14 protein-coding genes are annotated in these 22299 nt (G+C 44.4%); 10 read left to right on the top strand and 4 right to left on the bottom strand.

Annotation, left to right across the window (positions count from 1 at the left end):
• The first annotated feature begins 66 nt into the window (after positions 1-66).
• The 6 genes from INE92_RS24925 (at position 67) to INE92_RS24900 (ending at position 10659) form a co-directional block, all read left to right on the top strand.
• Positions 67-2943, top strand: a complete 2877-nt coding sequence (locus INE92_RS24925) for an exo-beta-1,4-galactosidase (protein ID WP_195436429.1) — start codon at positions 67-69, stop codon at positions 2941-2943.
• A 130-nt stretch (positions 2944-3073) separates the two neighbouring features.
• Positions 3074-4312 (top strand): rhamnogalacturonan acetylesterase, encoded by a 1239-nt coding sequence (locus tag INE92_RS24920; protein WP_008771097.1) that lies wholly within the window; start codon positions 3074-3076, stop codon positions 4310-4312.
• A gap of 48 nt (positions 4313-4360) precedes the next feature.
• Positions 4361-5896, top strand: coding sequence for a glycoside hydrolase family 28 protein (locus INE92_RS24915; protein ID WP_195436430.1), 1536 nt, complete (start codon positions 4361-4363; stop codon positions 5894-5896).
• Entirely contained in the window at positions 5847-6449 is a 603-nt protein-coding gene (locus tag INE92_RS24910) for a DUF4450 domain-containing protein (protein WP_195436440.1), read from the top strand. The genes INE92_RS24915 and INE92_RS24910 overlap by 50 nt, the downstream gene beginning before the upstream one ends.
• On the top strand, positions 6446-7849 hold the full coding sequence (locus INE92_RS24905) for a rhamnogalacturonidase (protein ID WP_195436431.1): 1404 nt from the start codon (positions 6446-6448) through the stop codon (positions 7847-7849). The genes INE92_RS24910 and INE92_RS24905 overlap by 4 nt, the downstream gene beginning before the upstream one ends.
• Positions 7849-10659, top strand: coding sequence for an alpha-L-rhamnosidase (locus INE92_RS24900; protein ID WP_195436432.1), 2811 nt, complete (start codon positions 7849-7851; stop codon positions 10657-10659). Before INE92_RS24905 ends, INE92_RS24900 begins: the two co-directional genes overlap by 1 nt.
• 254 nt (positions 10660-10913) lie before the next feature.
• On the opposite strand, the gene INE92_RS24895 is transcribed toward INE92_RS24900, so the two are convergent.
• Positions 10914-12086 (bottom strand): MalY/PatB family protein, encoded by a 1173-nt coding sequence (locus tag INE92_RS24895; RefSeq protein ID WP_055234877.1) that lies wholly within the window; start codon positions 12084-12086, stop codon positions 10914-10916.
• A gap of 68 nt (positions 12087-12154) precedes the next feature.
• Here INE92_RS24895 and INE92_RS24890 point away from each other — a divergent pair, with 68 nt between their 5' ends.
• The 4 genes from INE92_RS24890 to INE92_RS24875 all read left to right on the top strand — a co-directional run bounded on the left by INE92_RS24890 (position 12155) and on the right by INE92_RS24875 (position 19064).
• Complete coding sequence (locus INE92_RS24890; protein WP_055234879.1) at positions 12155-12940, top strand: Cof-type HAD-IIB family hydrolase; 786 nt, start codon at positions 12155-12157, stop codon at positions 12938-12940.
• A gap of 105 nt (positions 12941-13045) precedes the next feature.
• Positions 13046-15043, top strand: a complete 1998-nt coding sequence (locus INE92_RS24885) for an AAA family ATPase (RefSeq protein WP_044134930.1) — start codon at positions 13046-13048, stop codon at positions 15041-15043.
• Between the two features lie 800 nt (positions 15044-15843).
• A complete protein-coding gene (locus tag INE92_RS24880; protein ID WP_074706744.1) occupies positions 15844-18369 on the top strand; it encodes an AsmA family protein in 2526 nt (841 codons plus the stop codon).
• Between the two features lie 80 nt (positions 18370-18449).
• Positions 18450-19064 (top strand): L-threonylcarbamoyladenylate synthase, encoded by a 615-nt coding sequence (locus INE92_RS24875; protein WP_015532391.1) that lies wholly within the window; start codon positions 18450-18452, stop codon positions 19062-19064.
• A gap of 93 nt (positions 19065-19157) precedes the next feature.
• Here INE92_RS24875 and nagB read toward each other — a convergent pair whose 3' ends face one another.
• From nagB to INE92_RS24860, 3 genes are read right to left on the bottom strand one after another with little or no spacing between them, the layout of a single operon-like run.
• The gene (gene nagB / locus INE92_RS24870) at positions 19158-19970 is read right to left on the bottom strand and encodes a glucosamine-6-phosphate deaminase (protein ID WP_004301540.1); all 813 of its coding nucleotides are present in this window, start codon (positions 19968-19970) and stop codon (positions 19158-19160) included.
• Between the two features lie 51 nt (positions 19971-20021).
• The gene (locus INE92_RS24865) at positions 20022-21218 is read right to left on the bottom strand and encodes an FprA family A-type flavoprotein (protein ID WP_008020770.1); all 1197 of its coding nucleotides are present in this window, start codon (positions 21216-21218) and stop codon (positions 20022-20024) included.
• Positions 21219-21272: 54 nt separating this feature from the next.
• The gene (locus tag INE92_RS24860) at positions 21273-22253 is read right to left on the bottom strand and encodes a TIGR01212 family radical SAM protein (protein WP_009040076.1); all 981 of its coding nucleotides are present in this window, start codon (positions 22251-22253) and stop codon (positions 21273-21275) included.
• Positions 22254-22299: the final 46 nt, after the last annotated feature.

Below are 22299 nucleotides of genomic sequence, written 5' to 3'. Positions count from 1 at the left end.
TTAAAAAGCTCTACTTTAGCGGCAGATTTTAAAATAGAGATGAAAAACATATCAATTCTATATATCATGAAACAACTTTTAGTAAGTATTGCCATCGTATTTGCCTCTATACTGACCGTAACGGGGCAAAATCATTCTTTCAGTTTATCCGGCAAATGGAATTTCCAGATAGACCGGGAAGATATCGGCACCAAGGAACAATGGTTCAAAAAAAGCCTTGATGATCAGATTAATCTCCCCGGCTCCATGCCCGAAAAGCTGAAAGGAGATGAAGTAACCGCCCGCACCCGGTGGACCGGAAGCTTGTATGACAGCTCTTACTATTTCAATCCATACATGGAGAAATACAGAATAGAAGGACAAGTGAAACTTCCCTTTTTCCTGACTCCCGACAAACATTATATAGGGGTAGCCTGGTATCAAAAGAAAGTTACAATACCTTCCAACTGGAAAGAAGAAAGAATCACTCTTTTCCTGGAACGCCCGCACATCGAAACGACCGTATGGGTCAATCAACAGGAACTCGGTATGCAGAATAGTCTTTGTGTCCCTCATGTGTATGATCTGACTTCGGCTGTTACTCCCGGCAAAACCTGCCTGATTACTATCCGCATCGACAACCGCATCAAAGAAATCAATGTAGGCCCCGACTCTCACAGCATCACCGACCAGACCCAAGGTAACTGGAACGGGATCGTAGGACGAATTGAATTACAGGCCACTCCTAAAGTTCATTTTGAAGACATCCAGATATACCCTGATTTAAATAATCAGAAAGCACTGGTACGCATGAACATACAGTCTGCCTCTTCCACCAAAGGAGATATTACACTTTCTGCCGAAAGTTTCAATACAGACACTCAACACAAAGTAGCTCCTGTTCAGCAAAGCTTCCATATCCGTCCGGGAGACAATGCGATAGAGATGGAACTTCCTATGGGAAAAGATTTCCTCACATGGGATGAGTTCAATCCTGCACTGTATAAACTGACGGCAAAACTGACCAACGGTAAACAGGCCGACATCAAACAGGTACAATTTGGAATGCGCGATTTCAAGATAGAAGGAAAATGGTTCTACGTCAATGGCCGCAAAACAATGCTTCGCGGCACAGTGGAAAACTGTGATTTCCCATTGACCGGTTATGCTCCGATGGACGTAGCTTCCTGGGAGCGGGTGTTCCGCATTTGCCGCAACTATGGTTTGAATCACATGCGTTTTCATTCTTTCTGCCCGCCGGAAGCTGCTTTTATCGCAGCCGATCTGGTCGGTTTCTATCTGCAACCGGAAGGTCCGAGTTGGCCGAATCACGGACCAAGACTGGGTAACGGTCAGCCAATTGACAAATATCTGATGGACGAAACAATTGCCTTGACTAAAGAATACGGAAATTATGCATCTTACTGTATGTTAGCTTGTGGTAACGAACCTTCCGGACGCTGGGTGGCATGGGTGAGCAAGTTTGTCGATTATTGGAAAGCGACAGATCCGCGTCGTGTATACACAGGAGCTTCTGTAGGAAACAGCTGGCAGTGGCAACCTCACAATGAATACCATGTGAAAGCCGGAGCACGCGGTTTGAGTTGGGCAGGTGCGCAACCGGAAAGCAAATCGGATTATCGTGCAAGGATAGACACCGTGAAACAACCGTATGTATCACATGAAACAGGTCAATGGTGCGTATTCCCGAATTTCAACGAAATCCGCAAATATACCGGAGTCAACAAGGCGAAGAACTTTGAGATTTTCAGGGATATTCTGAATGATAATCACATGGGAGGCCAAAGTTATGATTTTATGATGGCTTCGGGCAAATTGCAGGCACTTTGCTATAAACATGAGATTGAAAAGACATTGCGTACCCCCGATTATGCAGGTTTCCAATTGCTGGCTCTCAACGATTATTCGGGTCAGGGAACGGCATTGGTCGGCGTACTGGATGTATTTTTTGAAGAGAAAGGATATATCAACGCGGAACAATTCAGACGTTTTTGCAGTCCGACTGTCCCCTTAGCCCGTATTCCGAAGTTTGTATATGCCAATGATGAAACATTCCATGCCGACATCGAAGTTTCCCACTTTGGTGCAGCCCCTTTGCAAGGAGCAAAAACTAGCTATACCATCAAAGACAAGTTCGGAAAGGTGTATGCCAAAGGAACTGTCGGCACACAAACGATTCCTATTGGAAACCTTTGTACACTAGGCAGCGTGGATATGAATCTGAAGGGGATCGATACTCCACAGAAACTAAATCTGGAAGTATGTATTGAAGGCAGCGATGCCGTCAATGACTGGGATTTCTGGGTATATCCTGCACAAGTGGAACTGACACAGGGAAGTGTATATACTACCGACACACTGGATGAAAAAGCCATTTCCGTACTGAAAGAAGGGGGAAATGTCTTGATTACGGCAGCTGGCAAAATACAATACGGAAAAGAAGTTAAACAATACTTTACTCCGGTATTCTGGAATACTTCCTGGTTCAAGATGCGCCCGCCGCACACAACTGGTATTTTCCTGAATGAATATCATCCTCTTTTCCGTGAATTTCCTACGGAATTTCATAGTAACCTGCAATGGTGGGAATTATTAAATAAAGCCCAGGTGATGCAATTTACCGACTTTCCGGCAGAATTCCAGCCAACCGTTCAAAGCATCGACACCTGGTTCATCAGCCGGAAAATCGGAATGTTGTTTGAAGCAAATGTATTGAACGGTAAACTGATGATGACCAGCATGGATATCACCTCTCAACCGGAGAAACGAATCGTTGCCCGACAAATGCACAAGGCAATCCTAGATTATATGAATTCGGATGCTTTCCGTCCGGCAGAGAAAATATCTCCTGAGCTGATTCAGGCATTGTTCACCAAAGTGGCAGGAGATGTAAAATCTTATACCAAAGATTCGCCGGACGAGCTCAAACCGAAAATTAACTAAAAAGGAAATTATCAGGCACAGATTACACGAATTACACTGTTGCTTTATAGAAAGCGTAATTCTAAAAACCGTGAAATCCGCGTAATCCGTGCCTAAATTCTATAAACAATATACATTCATATTATTTATAATGAAAACTACCATCATAGGCTTACTACTCTTGGCTACAATAACCGTCCATGCCCAAGAAGAAGTCCGAACCTACCAACTGTCGGACGCACCCCGATATAGCGAGGAGACGGGATACGGATACGACCTCACCGCCACACCCGAGAAAGGGAGTAAATCACCTTTCTTCTTCTCTGTCCGTGTTCCGGACGGGAATTACAAAGTTACAGTACGCCTGGGAAGTAAAAAACAGGCAGGAGTGACCACCGTAAGAGGTGAGTCACGCCGGCTATTTGTTGAGAACCTGCCAACTAAAAAAGGACAATTCGTAGACGAAACATTTATCATCAATAAGCGTACCCCTCGTATCTCCGAAAAAGAATATGTACGAATCAAGCCCCGTGAGAAAGCGAAACTGAACTGGGATGATAAACTGACATTGGAATTTAATGGAGATGCACCTGTGTGTCAAAGTATCCGTATCGAACCTGCCGATCCGTCGGTCATCACTGTTTTTCTGTGCGGAAACAGTACGGTAGTCGATCAGGACAACGAACCTTGGGCTAGCTGGGGACAAATGATTCCTCATTTCTTCGGAACAGATGTTTGCATCGCCAATTATGCGGAATCCGGTGAATCGGCCAATACTTTTATCGGAGCAGGACGTTTGAAAAAAGCATTGAGCCAGATGAAAAAAGGCGATTATCTCTTCATGGAGTTCGGACATAACGATCAGAAGCAGAAAGGTCCCGGAAAAGGAGCTTACTACTCTTTTATGACCAGCCTGAAAACATTCATCGACGAAGCACGAGCACGTGGAGCATATCCCGTACTGGTTACTCCCACCCAACGCCGGAGCTTTGACTCAACCGGACATATCCGCGATACACACGAAGATTATCCGGAGGCCATGCGCTGGCTGGCCGCCAAAGAAAATATACCTTTGATTGACCTCAACGAAATGACTCGGACACTATATGAAGCGTTAGGCACGGAAACATCCAAACGCGCCTTCGTACACTATCCAGCAGGAACTTATCCCGGACAGACCAAGGCTTTTGAAGACAATACCCACTTTAACCCTTACGGCGCTTACCAGATAGCCCAGTGTGTGATTGAAGGTATGAAGAAAGCCGTACCCGAGTTAGCCAAACACTTAAAAATAGACCCGGCATATAACCCGGCACACCCGGATGATGTGAATACTTTCCACTGGAACGAATCACCTTTCACAGAAATAGAGAAACCGGACGGAAATTAAGAGATAAGTATTAGGTATCAAGTATTAAGTATCAGGCATTAGATAAATATGAAAACCAAAAGCATCTTTCCCCTGTTCCTATTGGCAGGCACACTTTTGACAGCAGCTTGCGTCACCCCAACGGCCAAACAGGCAGGAAGCAACAGCTTCGAATGGGGGCAAGTACCGCAACAACCGGATTTGTCATGGGCTGACAGTGTAGGAAGCCGGCAAATGCCCGGAAACAGTCTTATTTTATCCGCCAATTCTTTTGGCGCAGTAGCAGACAGCACGGTGCTTAGCACAGAGGCTATCCAGAAAGCAATCGACAGTTGTTCCGTCTCCGGTGGAGGCACGGTCACCCTTCAACCGGGATATTATCAGACAGGGGCATTGTTCGTAAAAAGCGGTGTCAACCTGCAACTGGATAAAGGAGTGACTCTACTGGCTAGTCCTCACATTCATCATTATCCCGAATTCCGTTCACGGATTGCGGGAATTGAGATGACATGGCCCGCGGCAGTAATCAACATTGTCAACGAAAAGAACGCTGCCGTCAGTGGAGAGGGAACGCTGGATTGCCGAGGCAAAGTATTTTGGGATAAATATTGGGAAATGCGGAAAGAATATGAAGCGAAAGGATTACGCTGGATTGTAGATTACGACTGCAAACGTGTACGGGGTATTCTCGTGGAACGCAGTTCGGACATTACCCTCAAAGGATTCACCCTGATGCGGACAGGCTTTTGGGGATGCCAGGTTCTTTATTCCAATTACTGCACCATAGACGGACTGGTCATTAATAATAACTTGGGAGGACACGGCCCCAGTACGGATGGTATCGACATCGACTCGTCCACTAATATTCTGATTGAAAACTGCGACGTCGATTGCAATGATGATAATATTTGTATCAAATCGGGACGCGACGCAGACGGATTGCGTGTCAATCTCCCCACGGAGAATATAGTAATACGCAACTGTATAGCCCGCAAAGGCGCAGGCCTCATCACCTGTGGCAGTGAAACCTCCGGCAGTATACGAAATATATTGGGATACAATCTTCAAGCAGTCGGCACCTCGGCTGTACTACGGTTAAAGAGTGCCATGAACCGCGGAGGAACGATTGAAAACATCTATATGACCGACGTAAAAGCAGAAAACGTACGCCACGTGCTGGCTGCGGATCTGAACTGGAATCCCAGTTATAGTTACAGCGTATTACCTAAAGAGTATGAAGGGAAAGATATTCCGGAACATTGGAGAGTAATGCTGACTCCAGTAACACCACCCGAAAAAGGTTATCCGCACTTCCGCAATGTGTATGTATCGAAGATCAAAGCAGAAAATGTAGATGAATTTATCTCTGCTTCCGGCTGGAATGACTCGTTACGTCTGGAAAATTTCTATCTTTATGCCATCGAAGCGCAGACCAATAAACCGGGAAAAATCTGCTATACAAAAAACTTCAATTTGTCTGAAATCACATTGGATATGAAAGACAAAAACGCTATTGAACTAAAGGAAAATGAACAAAGTAATATCCACTTCAACTATGCTGAAACAACTCCTGACCACCGTACTGCTGGGAATCTTGCTCATTGATGCGCAAGCACAATCCCTGACTCCGCCTGCCGGTACTTTCCGGCTGGGAATATCGAAGGGAAATGAAAGTCACTGGCTGAAGCCTAAAGAAAAAGTAGAAGGAATCCATTTCCAATGGAAAGCCCTGCCCGATAGTCATGGATTTATTCTGGAAGTAGAAGTGACTTCCACATCAAAGGCGGATAAGCTCTTTTGGAGCTTCGGCGATTGCCAGCCGGATTCGGATATCAATGTCTTCAGTGTGGAAGGACAGGCTTTCACTTGCTATTATGGAGAAAGTATGAAATTACGTACTTTACAGGCTGTCACTCCCAGCGATGATATCCGCTTGAGCAACGGACATAAAGATGAAACTCCCCTGATGCTTTACGAATCGGGCAAACGGACCGACCGACCGGTATTGGCCGGACGTTGCAATCTCTCTCCACCCCCCTCTCAAGAAAAGGACACCAAGCCACTCCGACTTTACTTCTGCTTCTACGAACAGAATGAAAAAGCGGATTACAACTATTATATGTTACCGGATATTTTTGCCAAAATCGACAAAAAATGAAAAGAGCTTATTTATTATTCACTCTGTTAATTGGTTGCATCCATATACATGCAGCCATTTATAACGTTAAGGACTTTGGAGCCAAAGCGGATGGAAAAACCATCGATTCTCCTGCTATCAATCGTGCGATTGAAGCAGCTGCAGAAGCCGGAGGAGGTACGGTTTACCTACCAGCCGGAGAATATGCCTGTTATTCTATCCGGTTAAAAAGTAACATTCATTTGTATCTGGAGCAAGGTGCGTGTATTCTTGCCGCCTTTCCCGGAAAAGAGGAAGGATATGATAGTGCCGAACCGAATGAACATAACAAATATCAGGATTTCGGGCACAGCCACTGGAAGAATTCCTTAATTTGGGGAATCGGGCTGGAGAACATAACGATCAGTGGGCCCGGACTTATCTACGGTAAAGGGCTGACTCGCGAAGAAAGCCGTCTGCCGGGTGTAGGCAATAAAGCTATCAGCTTGAAGGAGTGTAGAAATGTGACTCTGAAAGATTTATCCATGCTGCATTGCGGACATTTCGCCCTGCTTGCCACAGGAGTAGATCATCTGACTATTCTGAATCTGAAAGTAGACACAAACCGGGATGGATTCGATATTGATTGTTGCCGGAATGTGCGTATCAGCCAGTGCACGGTGAACTCGCCCTGGGATGATGCCATTGTATTGAAAGCATCCTACGGTTTAGGACGCTTCCAGGATACGGAAAATGTGACGATTAGCGATTGTTACGTAAGTGGTTATGATAAAGGAAGTGTATTAGATGGCACCTGGCAACTGGATGAACCGCAAGCCCCCGATCATGGTTACCGCACCGGACGCATCAAACTGGGAACAGAAAGTAGCGGAGGTTTCCGCAATATTGCGATTACTAATTGTATCTTTGAACATTGCAGGGGACTGGCATTGGAAACGGTAGACGGAGGACATCTGGAAGATATTGTTATCAACAATATAACGATGAGGAATATTGTCAACGCTCCTATCTTCCTCCGGTTAGGCGCACGTATGCGTAGCCCCGAAGGTACGCCTGTGGGCACCATGAAGCGCATTCTCATCAGCAACATCAACGTTTGGAATGCCGACAGCCGTTATGCCTCCATCATCAGCGGAGTGCCGGGTGCATGTATTGAGGACGTAACTTTTCGAAATATTCACCTCTATTATAAAGGAGGATATAGCGAAGAGGATGGCAAACGTATTCCGCCCGAACAGGAGAAAGTATATCCCGAGCCCTGGATGTTCGGCACTATTCCCGCCAAAGGATTTTATATCCGCCACGCACGGAATATTACCTTCGACGGCATCCGCTTCCACTTTGAACAACCGGACGGACGACCGCTTTTTGTAACTGATGACGCAGAAAACATAGAATACTATAACACACCGAAAGAATAATGAATAAAAGACAATTGATAGTTCTTTGCCTGCTCGCCGCAGGTGGAGTAATGCAAGCACAACAATGGCCGGACACTCCGGTGGAAGCACGTCCCGGTGCCAGATGGTGGTGGCTGGGAAGTGCCGTAGACGAAAAGAATCTGACGTATAATCTGGAAGAATACGCACGCACCGGAATGGGAGCAGTAGAAATTACTCCTATCTATGGGGTGCAAGGCAATGACGCGAATGAAATTCAGTTTCTTTCTCCCCGCTGGATGGAAATGCTTAAACATACACAGGCGGAAGGAAAACGTACGGGTATCGAGATTGATATGAATACCGGAACAGGATGGCCTTTTGGCGGACCTGAAGTCAGTATCGAAGATGCGGCTACCAAGGCTATCTTCCAGACATACGAAATAGAGGGCGGCAAAGAGATTGAACAAGATATCAAGGTGACCGATCCCAAGCAACAACCATTTTCCGTACTAAGCCGGGTGATGGCATACGATGAAAAAGGCAAATGTATCAACCTGACTGCTCACGTCAAAAAAGACAAGCTGCAATGGAAAGCGCCTGCCGGCAAATGGAAAGTGATTGCTCTTTACATCGGGAAAACAAGGCAGAAAGTGAAACGGGCAGCTCCGGGAGGAGAAGGCTATGTGATGAATCATCTCTCAAAAAAGGCGGTAAAAAATTATCTTTCCCGCTTTGATCGTGCTTTCAAAAGTAGCAAGACAAGTTATCCACATACTTTCTTCAACGATTCATACGAAGTTTATCAAGCTGACTGGACAGATGATTTCCTGGAACAGTTCGCTCGTAGACGGGGGTATAAACTAGAAGAACATTTCTCCGAGTTTCTGGATGAAAACCGTCCGGAAGTTAGCAGACGTATCGTGTCGGATTACCGGGAAACCATTTCCGACCTCTTATTGGAGAACTTCAGTCATCAATGGACAGACTGGGCACACAAAAACGGTAGTATCACCCGTAATCAAGCACACGGTTCGCCCGGTAATCTGATTGATATCTATGCTTCCGTGGATATTCCGGAATGTGAAGGTTTCGGACTGTCGCAGTTCCATATCGAAGGATTGCGTCAGGACTCATTGACCAAAAAGAATGATTCGGACCTGTCTATGCTGAAATATGCCTCCTCGGCAGCTCACATTGCAGGAAAAACGTATACTTCTTCCGAGACATTTACATGGCTGACGGAGCATTTCCGTACTTCCCTGTCGCAATGTAAACCGGATATGGATTTGATGTTTGTTTCCGGAGTCAATCACATGTTTTTCCACGGTACTCCTTATTCTCCGAAAGAAGCCGAATGGCCCGGATGGCTGTTCTATGCTTCTATCAATATGAGTCCGACGAACAGTATTTGGCGTGATGCCCCTTCTTTCTTCCATTACATAACCCGTTGTCAGAGTTTCCTGCAAATGGGACGGCCGGATAATGATTTCCTGATTTATCTTCCGGTATATGATATGTGGAACGAGCAACCGGGACGATTGTTACTGTTCACCATCCACCACATGGATAAACTCGCTCCCAAATTTATCAATGCTATCCATCGTATTAATAACAGCGGATATGACGGGGATTATATCTCTGACAACTTTATTCGCAGTACCCGTTTCAAGAACGGACAGTTAGTTACATCGGGCGGCACTGGTTATAAAGCTCTGGTAGTACCTGCCGCGCACTTGATGCCGAGTGATGTGCTGGCGCATCTTTATGAACTAGCCAAGCAAGGAGCTACCATTGTATTCCTCGAAAACTATCCGACAGATGTACCGGGATATGGTCAGCTGGAACAGAAACGAAAAAGTTATCAACAGACTTTGAAGAATCTGCCTGCCGTATCGTTTTCAGAAACAACCGTTACTCCGATTGGGAAAGGTAAGATTATCACCGGAACGGATTATGCACGTACATTGGCCTGTTGCAATATCCCTGCGGAAGAAATGAAAACAAAATTCGGGTTGCAGACCATTCGGAGAGTCAATGACACAGGACATCATTACTTCATCTCTTCATTGCAGAACAAAGGAGTAGATGGTTGGATTACTTTAGGTACAAATGCCGAAACAGCCGCTCTCTTTAACCCCATGACCGGAGAATGCGGAGAGGCGAAAGTGCGTCAGGTAGACGGAAAGACACAAGTCTATCTGCAATTAAAATCGGGCGAATCTATCATCCTGCAAACATACCGACAACCTTTACAGGCATCCAAGCCGTGGAAGTATGTAAAAGAACAACCCTTTAGTCTTCGCCTGGACCATGGCTGGAAATTGCACTTTGCTGAAAGTAAACCGGAGATTCAGGGTACATTTGATATAGACCGTCCATGTTCATGGACAAACATAGATCATCCGGCAGCCCAAACAAATATGGGAACTGGCGTTTATTCTTTGGATATTGAGTTGCCAGCTCTGAAAGCTGACAACTGGATTCTTGACTTGGGAGACGTACGCGAAAGTGCCCGTGTCCGAATCAACGGACAGGAAGCAGGCTGTGTATGGGCAGTACCTTATCAGCTTAAGGTAGGGCAATTCCTGAAACCTGGAAAAAACCACATCGAGATAGAAGTCACTAACCTCCCTGCGAATCGGATTGCAGAATTGGACAGACAGAGAGTGCAGTGGCGCAAATTCAAGGAAATCAATATTGTAGATTTAAGATATCGTCCGGCTAATTATGGGCATTGGGCTCCTATGCCTTCCGGTTTGAATAGTGAAGTACGATTGATTCCGGTAGATTTTATACAGGTCACCACAGAGGACACAAAGGACGCAGAGGTGAAAACGGTCCGGATATAAACTAACAGATGGATCTTCTACTTTATTAGTGAAAGATAATTTCTTTCACTAATAACTTTTATATCTTTCTTTCTAAAAAAAGTGATTGGACTTGCATTCCAGTTTTCGTTTGACTTAAGTTAAGCGATAGTTTGACTTAAGTTATTCTATCGTTTGACTTAAGTCAAACGAAAACTCATTAGGGAATGAAAAAGATATTGTCTTCAAAGAAAACAATTAAATATAGTATAGCGGCAGATTATTTCTTGCCAGTGCTACTTTAAATTTCTTACAGCCTGTTCAAGTTGTTTCAATGCCTGTTCCAGCACAGCACGCGGACAAGCGATATTCAGCCGCATAAATCCTTCGCCTTCTTTGCCAAACGTTGTTCCGTCATTCAATGCAAGATGTGCATCTTCTACGAAAAGGCGGTTCAGCTGGTCCTGATTGAGTCCCAACGCACGACAATCCAGGAAAATAAGATAAGAGGCTTGCGGACGAATCATTTTAATGGCGGGAATATACTCCTTCAAATAAGTTTCCGTGAAGTCTACATTTCTTTTAATATAGGCTACCACTTGTTCCAGCCATTCCGTTCCATGACTGTAAGCAGCCGCTACACTAAGGTAAGCAAACAGGTGCCCTTCACTGAATTCACTTGCTTCCATATAGGTTTGGAAACGATGGCGAAGTTCGTCATTTTCTATGATTGCATAAGAACTGGCCAGCCCCGGCATATTGAATGCTTTGCTCGGAGACATAAAGACAAGTGAATTCATCCGTGCTTTTTCCGAAATCAAAGCAAAAGTAGGATGTTTATAAGGTGGTAAGGTCAAGTCGGCATGAATCTCGTCCGAGATCACCAGAGTACCGCTTTCATAACAGATATCAGCTATTTGAGAAAGTTCCTCTTTTGTCCATACGCGTCCACCCGGGTTATGGGGATTACTTAAAATCAGTAATTTGCATCCTTGTACATCCCGGCGAAAACAATCAAAGTCGATATGATACTGTCCATCTTTCAGTACCAATGGGCTGTATACTACTTCACGCTCATTCTTCTGCGTTACCAAAAAGAAAGGATGATAAACAGGAGGCATGACCATTACTTTATCACCTTTTTGCGTAAAACATTGAATAACGAAAGCCAATCCGCGGACAATACCGGGAGTGAAAGTCAACATCTCTTCGCGGATCGTCCAGCCATGACGCTCTTTCACCCAGTTAACAATAGACTCCGACCATTCTTTGCAAGCAAAAGTATATCCGAGCACTTCATGTTCCAGCCGTTTTCTCAAAGCCTCTATTACAAAAGGAGCCGTACGGAAATCCATATCAGCCACCCACATTGGAATCAGGTCATTGCGTCCCCAACGACTTTCCACAGCATCCCATTTTACGGAATCTGTACCGTTACGGTTTATTATTTCATCAAAATTATAGTTCATACTGCATAATGTTTTTATGTTATGTGAGACAAAAGTAGTACATTTGTACTCAATTCAAAAAGGAATTTATGACGAAAGCTTTATTTTTTGATATAGACGGAACGCTGGTCAGTTTTGAAACTCACCGTATACCGTCTTCTACCATCGAGGCGTTGGAAGCTGCCCACGCAAAAGGGCTGAAGATATTTATCGCTACCGGACGCCCGAAAGCCATTATCAACAACCTTTCCGAATTGCAGGACCGGAACCTTATCGATGGATATATAACCATGAACGGAGCCTATTGTTTTGTCGGTGAACAGGTTATTTATAAAAGTGCCATACCACAGGGAGAAGTGAAAGCAATGGCAGCTTTTTGCGAGAAGAAAGGTGTTCCCTGCATTTTCGTAGAGGAACATCATATTTCTGTCTGCCAACCTGATGATATGGTGAAAAAGATATTCTACGATTTTCTGCATGTGAATGTCCTTCCTACTGTATCTTTTGAAGAAGCAATAAGCAAGGAAATTATACAGATGACTCCTTTTATCACAGAGGAAGAAGAAAAAGAAATCCGTCCGTCTATCCCCACCTGCGAAATCGGACGCTGGTATCCCTCATTCGCAGACATAACAGCCAAAGGAGACACCAAGCAGAAAGGTATTGATGAAATCATCCGTTACTTCGGCATAAAGCTGGAAGAAACAATGGCATTCGGAGATGGAGGAAATGATATCACTATGCTTCGCCACGCAGCTATCGGAGTTGCTATGGGACAGGCTAAGGAAAACGTGAAAGCCGCTGCCGATTACGTTACGGCTCCCATTGACGAGGACGGAATAAGTAAGGCTATGAAACATTTCGGAATTATTTAATAATGTGCCGATTTACCAATGCGCCCAAAAAACTATTATCCCGCGATTTCATGACACAACGTATTGGCAAATTAACACATCAACAAATTTGCATATTATTATATTATGAGCGTAGACACTAACAACGCCGAGTTTCAGGATGCACTGAATCTGATTCAATATACCCGTCAATCGGTCTTTCTGACAGGAAAAGCCGGTACGGGAAAATCTACATTCCTGCGTTATGTCTGCGAGCATACCAAGAAGAAGCATGTTGTACTTGCACCGACCGGAATTGCCGCAATCAATGCCGGTGGAAGTACGATGCATAGCTTCTTTAAATTACCTTTTTATCCGTTATTGCCGGATGATCCTAATTTAAGTCTCCAACGTGGCCGTATTCATGAGTTCTTCAAATACACCAAGCCACATCGTAAGTTGCTGGAACAAATAGAACTGGTCATTATCGACGAAATCTCTATGGTACGGGCAGACATCATCGATGCCATCGACCGTATCTTACGAGTTTATTCACATAATCTGCGCGAACCTTTCGGTGGAAAACAACTCTTATTGGTAGGAGACGTCTTCCAACTGGAACCCGTTGTAAAGAACGATGAGCGGGAAATTTTGAACCGCTTCTATCCCACTCCTTACTTTTTCTCTGCCAGAGTGTTCAGACAAATAGACCTGGTCTCTATCGAACTTCAAAAAGTATATCGACAGACAGACCCTGTATTCGTCAGTGTCCTCGACCATATCCGCACCAATACAGCCGGAGCTGCAGACCTGCAACTACTCAACACCCGCTACGGAAGCCAGATTGAAGAATCTGAAGCGGATATGTACATCACACTCGCCACCCGAAGAGATACGGTCGACTCCATTAATGAGAAGAAATTAGCAGAGCTCCCCGGAGAACCCATTACTTTTGAAGGAGTTATCGAAGGAGATTTTCCGGAAAGCAGTCTGCCTACTTCACAAGAGCTTGTACTCAAACCCGGTGCACAAATCATCTTCATCAAAAATGATTTCGATCGTAGGTGGGTAAACGGTACGATTGGTGTCATTGCCGGAATTGATGAGGAAGAAGAAACGATCTACGTCATCACCGACGATGGAAAAGAATGTGACGTAAAACTGGAATCATGGCGAAATATCCGCTACCACTACAACGAAAAAACAAAAGAAATAGAAGAAGAAGTATTAGGCAGCTTCACTCAATACCCTATCCGGTTAGCATGGGCCATCACTGTCCATAAAAGTCAGGGACTGACCTTCAGCCGTGTAGTCATCGACTTCACCGGCGGTGTATTTGCCGGAGGACAAGCATACGTAGCACTTAGCCGTTGTACCTCACTGGACGGCATCCAGCTCAAAAAGCCTGTTAACCGTGCCGATGTTTTCGTCCGCCCCGAAATCGTCAACTTTGCCGGACGCTTCAACAACCGCCAAGCCATCGACAAAGCCCTGAAACAAGCACAGGCCGATGTGCAATATGCCGCCGCTTCACGTGCCTTCGACAAAGGGGATATGGAAGAATGTCTGGAACAGTTTTTCCGTGCCATCCATTCCCGCTACGATATTGAGAAACCTGTTCCCCGTCGTTTGATCCGCCGTAAACTCGGCATTATCAATACACTGAAAGAGCAGAACAAGAAGCTCAAAGAACAGATGCGCGAACAACAGGAACGTATACGACAATACGCCCACGAGTACCTGTTAATGGGAAACGAATGTATCACCCAAGCCCACGACGTACGTGCCGCCCTTGCCAACTACGACAAAGCCCTTAGCCTCGACCCCAACTACATAGATGCCTGGATAAGAAAAGGAATCACACTCTTCAACAGCAAAGAGTACTTCGACGCTGAAAACTGTTTCAACACCGCAGTCAGCCTCCATCCTGCAAACTTTAAAGCAGTCTATAACCGTGGAAAGCTCCGACTAAAAACAGAAAACACAGAAGGCGCCATCGCCGACCTGGACAAAGCCACCAGCCTGAAACCCGAACACGCCGGCGCACACGAACTTTTCGGGGATGCCCTGTTAAAAGCCGGAAAAGAAGTGGAAGCTGCGTTACAATGGAGAATTGCAGAGGAACTGAAAAAAAAGAAGAAGTAATAAATCTACATAAAAGAAGAAGACGGAAACCGTCCGTTTTCTTCCTCACCGACCAACACCCCGTTCCTCACCGAGGAAAGACCTGTTCCTCACCGAGAAAGAGAGCATTGCTCACCGAGGAACGGATCCCCCACCTACAACCCCTTGTAGAACCATTGTCTCCTTTGGCGAATCATACACAAATATATTTACAGACTAGATTCGGATCAATCCAAAAAAAAGATTACTTTATAGGCAATTCTCAAATTCTGTATAACCTATAGATCTGTGGTAAATTCTTTTTCATCCATCACGGTACAGGTTATTAGTTAAATGAGAATTTAGCGGTTAAATGAGAATTTAGCGGTTAAATGGGAATTTTGCAGTTAAATGGGAATTTTGCAGTTAGGCTGAAAGCCTTACAATTATATATTTATTGGGGTGCCCTGAAAGGGCTTAATTATATAGCGTAGGGCAACGCCCTACGAAAAAAACACACCAGCCACAAGCCCTGAAAGGGCGGAACCGTATACAATTATGCCCTTTCAGGGCGCAAATTCAGATTGTCGTTTTTACGTAGGGCGTTGCCCTACGCTATATAATTAAGCCCTTTCAGGGCACTCCGCAAAATGATCATTTATCTCATTTCTGCACCGATTTGAACTAAAACCGGAAGTTCGGATTAAGCCAGAAGCCAGTCCTTTGGATTCCGCTTAATTTAAAAATAAGAATCCCTAAAAATTTCTCTTTTATCTCTTATTATCAAAAAGTTTTATTAGTTTTGCTCTTCATTATATCTCAAACTCTTAAAATAGAAGCAAATGAAAAAAGGTTTGAAAATCGCAGCTATCACCGTAGGAGTAATTATCATTCTGATGTTCCTTCTTCCTTTCGCCTTCCAAGGAAAGATAGCCGACATTGTAAAAACAGAAGGCAACAAGATGCTTAACGCACAATTTGACTTTAAGAACCTTAACATTAGTCTGTTCCGCAATTTTCCACAGGCTTCTGTCACTCTCGAAGATTTCTGGCTGAAGGGTACGGGTGAATTTGCCAATGACACCCTTGTACAAGCCGGAGAAGTTACCGCCGCAGTCAACTTATTCTCCCTTTTCGGAGATAGCGGTTACGATATTTCTAAAATATTTATTGAAGACACGAAGTTACATGCCATTGTCTTGCCGGACGGACGTGCCAACTGGGATATCATGAAACCGGATACAATAGCAACAGTCGAAACGCCTGCAGAAGAAGAAGCCTCTTCTCCTTTCAAAGTCAAGCTGCAACGCTTTGTTATCAAAAACATGAATCTGATTTATGACGATCAACAAGGAAAGATGTATGCTGATATCCGCGACTTCAACGCTATTTGTGCCGGAGACTTAGGAAGCGAACGTACCACTCTGAAACTGGAAGCGGAAACCAAATCACTCACCTACAAGATGAATGGAATCCCTTTCCTGGCAAATGCCAATATCTCCGCCAAGATGGACGTAGATGCTGACCTTGCCAATAACAAATACACATTAAAAGACAATACCATCCGCCTCAACGCCATTCAGGCAGGCATCGACGGCTGGGTAGCCTTGAAAGACCCGGCTATCGACATGGACTTGAAACTTAACACGAATGATATAGGCTTCAAGGAAATTTTGTCATTAATTCCCGCCATTTACGCCACAGAATTCTCCAGCCTGAAAACAGACGGAACTGCAACGCTTACCGCAACGGCCAAAGGTATCCTGCAAGGAGACACCGTTCCGGCATTCAATATTGACATGCAAGTCAAGGATGCTATGTTCCGCTATCCGGCTCTACCGGCAGGAGTAGATCAAATCAACATCAGTGCCAACGTTCAAAATCCCGGAGGAAATATAGACCTGACTACGGTCAACATCAATCCGTTCAGTTTCCGCCTTGCCGGAAATCCGTTTAGCCTGACTGCTACTGTGAAAACGCCGATCAGTGATCCGGATTTTAAAGCAGAAGCGAAAGGAGTACTCAACTTAGGTATGATCAAACAAGTCTACCCGCTTGGAGACATAGAGTTGAACGGTACCATCGACGCCGATATGCAAATGTCGGGACGCCTCTCATCCATCGAAAAAGAAGAATACGAACGTATACAAGCCTCGGGCACTATCGGACTGACGGGCATGAAACTCAAAATGAAAGATATGCCGGATGTAGAAATTAAAAAGTCTCTCTTCACCTTCACTCCGAAATACCTCCAGTTGAGTGAAACAACCGTCAACATCGGAAAGAACGATATCACCGCCGACAGCCGGTTTGAAAACTACATCGGTTATGTATTGAAAGGTAGCACATTGAAAGGAAACCTGAATATTCGTTCCAACTACTTCAATCTGAACGACTTCATCACCGCTTCTGCCGATGAAGCCTCCACATCAGAAGCTGCGTCCACCGACTCTGTAGCTACAGCCGCCACAGGTATTGTTGAAGTTCCCCGTAACATCGACTTCCAAATGGACGCTAACCTGAAACAGGTGTTATTCGACAAGATGTCTTTCAATAATATGAATGGCAAACTTGTTGTAAAAGATGGCAAAGTGGATATGAAAAACCTTTCCATGAACACCATGGGTGGTAATGTAGTGATGAACGGCTACTACTCCACCGCCAACATAAAGAAGCCGGAAATGAAAGCCGGATTCAAGCTCTCCAATATCGGTTTTGCACAAGCATACAAAGAACTGGATATGGTGCAGAAAATGGCTCCTATCTTCGAAAACCTGAAAGGTAATTTCTCCGGAAGCATCAATATCCTAACAGATTTGGATGCAGCCATGAGCCCCGTACTGAATACGATGCAGGGTGACGGTAGCCTTTCCACGCGCGACCTTAGTTTAAGCGGAGTAAAAGCAATCGACCAGATAGCCGATGCCGTGAAGCAACCCAGCCTGAAAGACATGAAAGTGAAAGACATGACATTGGATTTCACCATCAAAGACGGTCGCGTAGAAACCAAACCGTTTGATATCAAGATGGGAGACTACACACTGAATCTTTCCGGCAGCACAGGACTCGATCAAACCATCGACTATTCCGGTAAAGTAAAACTGCCCGCATCCGTAGGCAATATCTCTAAGTTAATGACTCTTGACTTGAAAATCGGAGGTTCGTTCACCTCTCCGAAAGTCAGCGTAGATACTAAAAGCATGGCCAACCAAGCTGTCGAAGCCGTAGCCGATGAAGCAATCAGCAAACTCGGACAGAAACTTGGCCTGGACTCTGCCGCTACCGCCAACAAAGACTCAATCAAACAAAAAGTCACAGAGAAAGCTGCGGAAAAGGCACTGGATTTCTTGAAAAAGAAACTCAAATAAAAAGAGAAGACAATAACCATTTAACCCCACTCGTCCCTCCTCCTTCTCCTTTGCGAGAGGGAAGGGATGAAGCTTTTAATATGCTACTGAAACTATATGATAAAAACAATAACCCGCAGGATTTACAACGAATCATCGATATCCTGAATGACGGCGGACTTATCATCTATCCTACCGATACGATGTACGCCATCGGCTGTCATGGTCTGAAGGAACGTGCCATAGAACGGATCTGCCGGATTAAAGAGATAGACCCTCGAAAAAACAATCTGTCTATCATCTGTTATGACTTAAGCAGTATCAGCGAATACGCAAAAGTAGACAATAACGTATTCAAACTGATGAAGCATAATCTTCCGGGACCATTTACCTTTATTTTGAACGGCACCAACCGGTTACCGAAAATCTTCCGCAACCGGAAAGAAGTAGGTATCCGTATGCCGGACAACAACATCATCCGTGAAATCGCACGCCTGCTGGACGCTCCCATTATGACCACCACACTGCCATACGAAGAGCACGAGGACTTGGAATATATGACTGATCCCGAACTTATAGATGAAAAGTTCGGCGACATCGTTGATCTGGTCATTGACGGCGGTATCGGAGGTATAGAACCTTCAACGGTAGTGAAATGTACGGACAACGAACTGGAAATCGTCCGGCAAGGAAAAGGCTGGCTGGAAGAGAATTAATTCCGCTGACAGCTATCTCTAACATACAAAATGGGCTGCAATCAATTCAACACTGATGCAGCCCATTCTCTTTTTATAGAATCAGTTTTATGCTTACTTAATCAAAGATTCCGGATCTAAATGAGCAGACTCGATATCTTTGAAGTAACGGTAAGTACCTACTTTCAATTCCGCCGTAGCAGCATCATCACAAACAATAATACCTTTTTCATGCATTTGCAATGCACTGATTGTCCACATCTGTGTGATAGCACCTTCTACTGCATGATACAAAGCACGAGCTTTGTTATGACCGTTTACAATAATCATCACTTCCTTTGCAGAAAGTACAGTACCTACTCCCACTGTCAAAGAGGTCTTAGGAACCTTATTGATGTCATTATCGAAGAAACGGGAATTAGCAATGATGGTATCCATTGTCAATGTTTTCTGACGAGTGCGTGAAGTCAATGAAGATCCCGGTTCGTTGAACGCAATATGTCCGTCAGGACCGATACCGCCCATGAACAGGTCGATACCACCGTATGACTTGATCTTTTCTTCATAACGTGCACACTCTGCATCCAAATCCGGAGCATTACCATTCAGAATATTCGTATTCTCCGGTTTGATGTCGATATGACCGAAAAAGTTATTCCACATGAAAGAATAATAGCTTTCCGGATGTTCTTTCGGCAATCCTACATATTCGTCCATGTTGAATGTTACCACATTCTGGAAGGAAACGATTCCTTTCTTATTCAGGTCGATCAAAGCTTTATACATACCCAGAGGAGAAGATCCGGTGGGACAGCCCAATACAAATGGTTTTTCGGGGGTTGGATTGGCAGCCTTTATTTTAGCAGCAACATAATGTGCAGCCCACAGAGATACGGACTGATAGTCCGGCTGAATAATAAGTCTCATAAGTCGATTGTTTTATAGGTTAGTTAATAAATTATTATCTCATTCACAGTTTTAACGATCTTTCTTCAAACGATCCGCCATGGCACGTGCCAGGTTTTCACATTGAGTATAAGTCAGGTCTTTCATTGCCTGTTTCATCTCCACCGGATCACCGACCAATTCGAATTTGCTCTTTTCCGCAAACTCTGCCAGACGTTTCACAGCAGCACCTGCCCATGTGAAAGAACCGAAGTAACCCAAATAGCGTCCCTTCACCTCACGCAACAGAATCTTTGAGAGCAGCGCTTCCACTTCCGGGAATATCTGATTACTATAAGTGGGAGAACCGATAATCAATCCCTTGTAACGGAAAATATCCGCTATAATATAAGAAGGATGGCTCTTTGTCACATTATGCATGACAATGTTCTTAACACCCTGTGCCGAAAGCTCTTCTGCAATAGCTTCCGCCATTTGCTCCGTATTTCCATACATGCTTCCATAAGCAATAACAACACCTTCGTCTGCATCATAACGACTCAAACGGTCATAGATACCAATTACCTTGGCAATATTCTCTGTCCATACCGGACCATGTGTAGAACAGATGGCAGAAATAGGTAGTCCTCCCAATTTTTGCAAAGCTTTTTGCACGGGGCTTCCGTATTTGCCTACGATGTTAGAGTAGTAACGAACCATTTCCCCCCAATACTTATCCACATTGATCCGCGTATCCAGGAATCCGCCATCTACAGTGCCAAAGCATCCGAATCCGTCGCCGGAGAAAAGAACGCCGTCCGTTTCATCAAAAGTCATCATCGTTTCCGGCCAATGCACCATCGGAGTCATATAAAAACGCAGTTTATGATGTCCCAAAGCTAAGAAATCACCTTCCTTTACCAGATACTGTTCGCCGGTTACACCGTAGAAACCTTCAATCATACCGAAGGTCTGCTTGTTACCCACGATAATAATTTCCGGATAATGTTGCTTAATCAGTCGGATAGATCCCGAATGATCCGGTTCCATGTGGTTTATAATCAAATAATTAATGGGACGTTCTCCAATCACTTGCTTGATCTTACGCAAGTAGACTTCAAAATAACAAATATCTACCGTATCCACCAATGCCACCATTTCATCATCAATCAGATAAGAGTTATATGAAACTCCATAGGGCAATGGCCACATCCCTTCAAATCTGTGCTTGTTACGGTCATTCACTCCCACATAGTGGACATTTCCTTTAATTCTTGTTTTATGTTCCATTCTTCAAATCCATTTATATTTCTTCCACCATCTATATTCCGCTCAAACAGCTATTTATTCAGTGGTAAGTTTATCGTCTGCAAAAATAATCCTTTTTTCCGAATCCCTATACTTCTTACCTTGATAAGCACCTCTTTCTTTCATTCTTTTTTGTAAACGCGCTACAAATTCATAATTTTTCAATCCCCAGTCCGGAGCTATTAATAAATCTTTAGGAGATTGGGAAACAAAACGCTCCACAACTATATCGGGACGAAGATGTTCTACATAATCAATCACCAGATCAATGTATTCCTCCACCTCGTTAAACAAATGAAAACCATCAGGAGCTTCATCATACTCATGCGCCATTCGTGTACCACGAATCAATTGTAACTGATGGATCTTGAGTGTAGCTAAAGGCAGATCGGAAAGTATTTCCGCTTGTGCCACCATCGTATCATGCGTTTCTCCCGGAAGTCCGAGGATGATATGTCCGCCTGTCAGGATACCACAGGCGGCTGTCCGCCGGACGGCTTCCACCGTATCGGCATAAGTATGCCCCCGGTTAATGCGTTTTAAGGTTTCGTCGCAAGTGCTCTCGATCCCATATTCAACCATAAGGAAAGTATGTTTGTTCAATTCTTCCAAGTAACGCAACAAACTCTCCGGCATACAATCGGGGCGTGTACCTATCACCAGTCCGACCACCCCGTCTACCGTCAACGCTTCTTCATATTTACGCTTCAAGCCTTCCAGTTCGGCATACGTATTGGTATAGGCCTGAAAGTAAGCCAAATATTTCATTTCCGGATATTTATGGGCAAAAAAGCATTTCCCTTCTTCCAATTGGGTAGTGATAGACTTCTCTGTCCGGCAGTAATCCGGATTAAAAGTCTGGTTATTGCAATATGTACATCCGCCCCATCCTTTTGTTCCGTCACGATTAGGACAAGTGAAACCTGCGTTCAATGAAATCTTTTGTACCTTGTAAGGAAAATATTTCCGCAAAAAAGTAGGAAAATCATTATATAATAGCTGCGTAGACATGTTCATTCACTTCTTTCTTTATTTTACCTACAAACATAAGCAAAATCAGCGA

This window comes from Bacteroides xylanisolvens (assembly GCF_018289135.1).
In the GTDB taxonomy this organism is placed as follows: Bacteria; Bacteroidota; Bacteroidia; order Bacteroidales; family Bacteroidaceae; genus Bacteroides; species Bacteroides xylanisolvens.
This window is presented reverse-complemented; position numbering and strand designations above follow the sequence as displayed.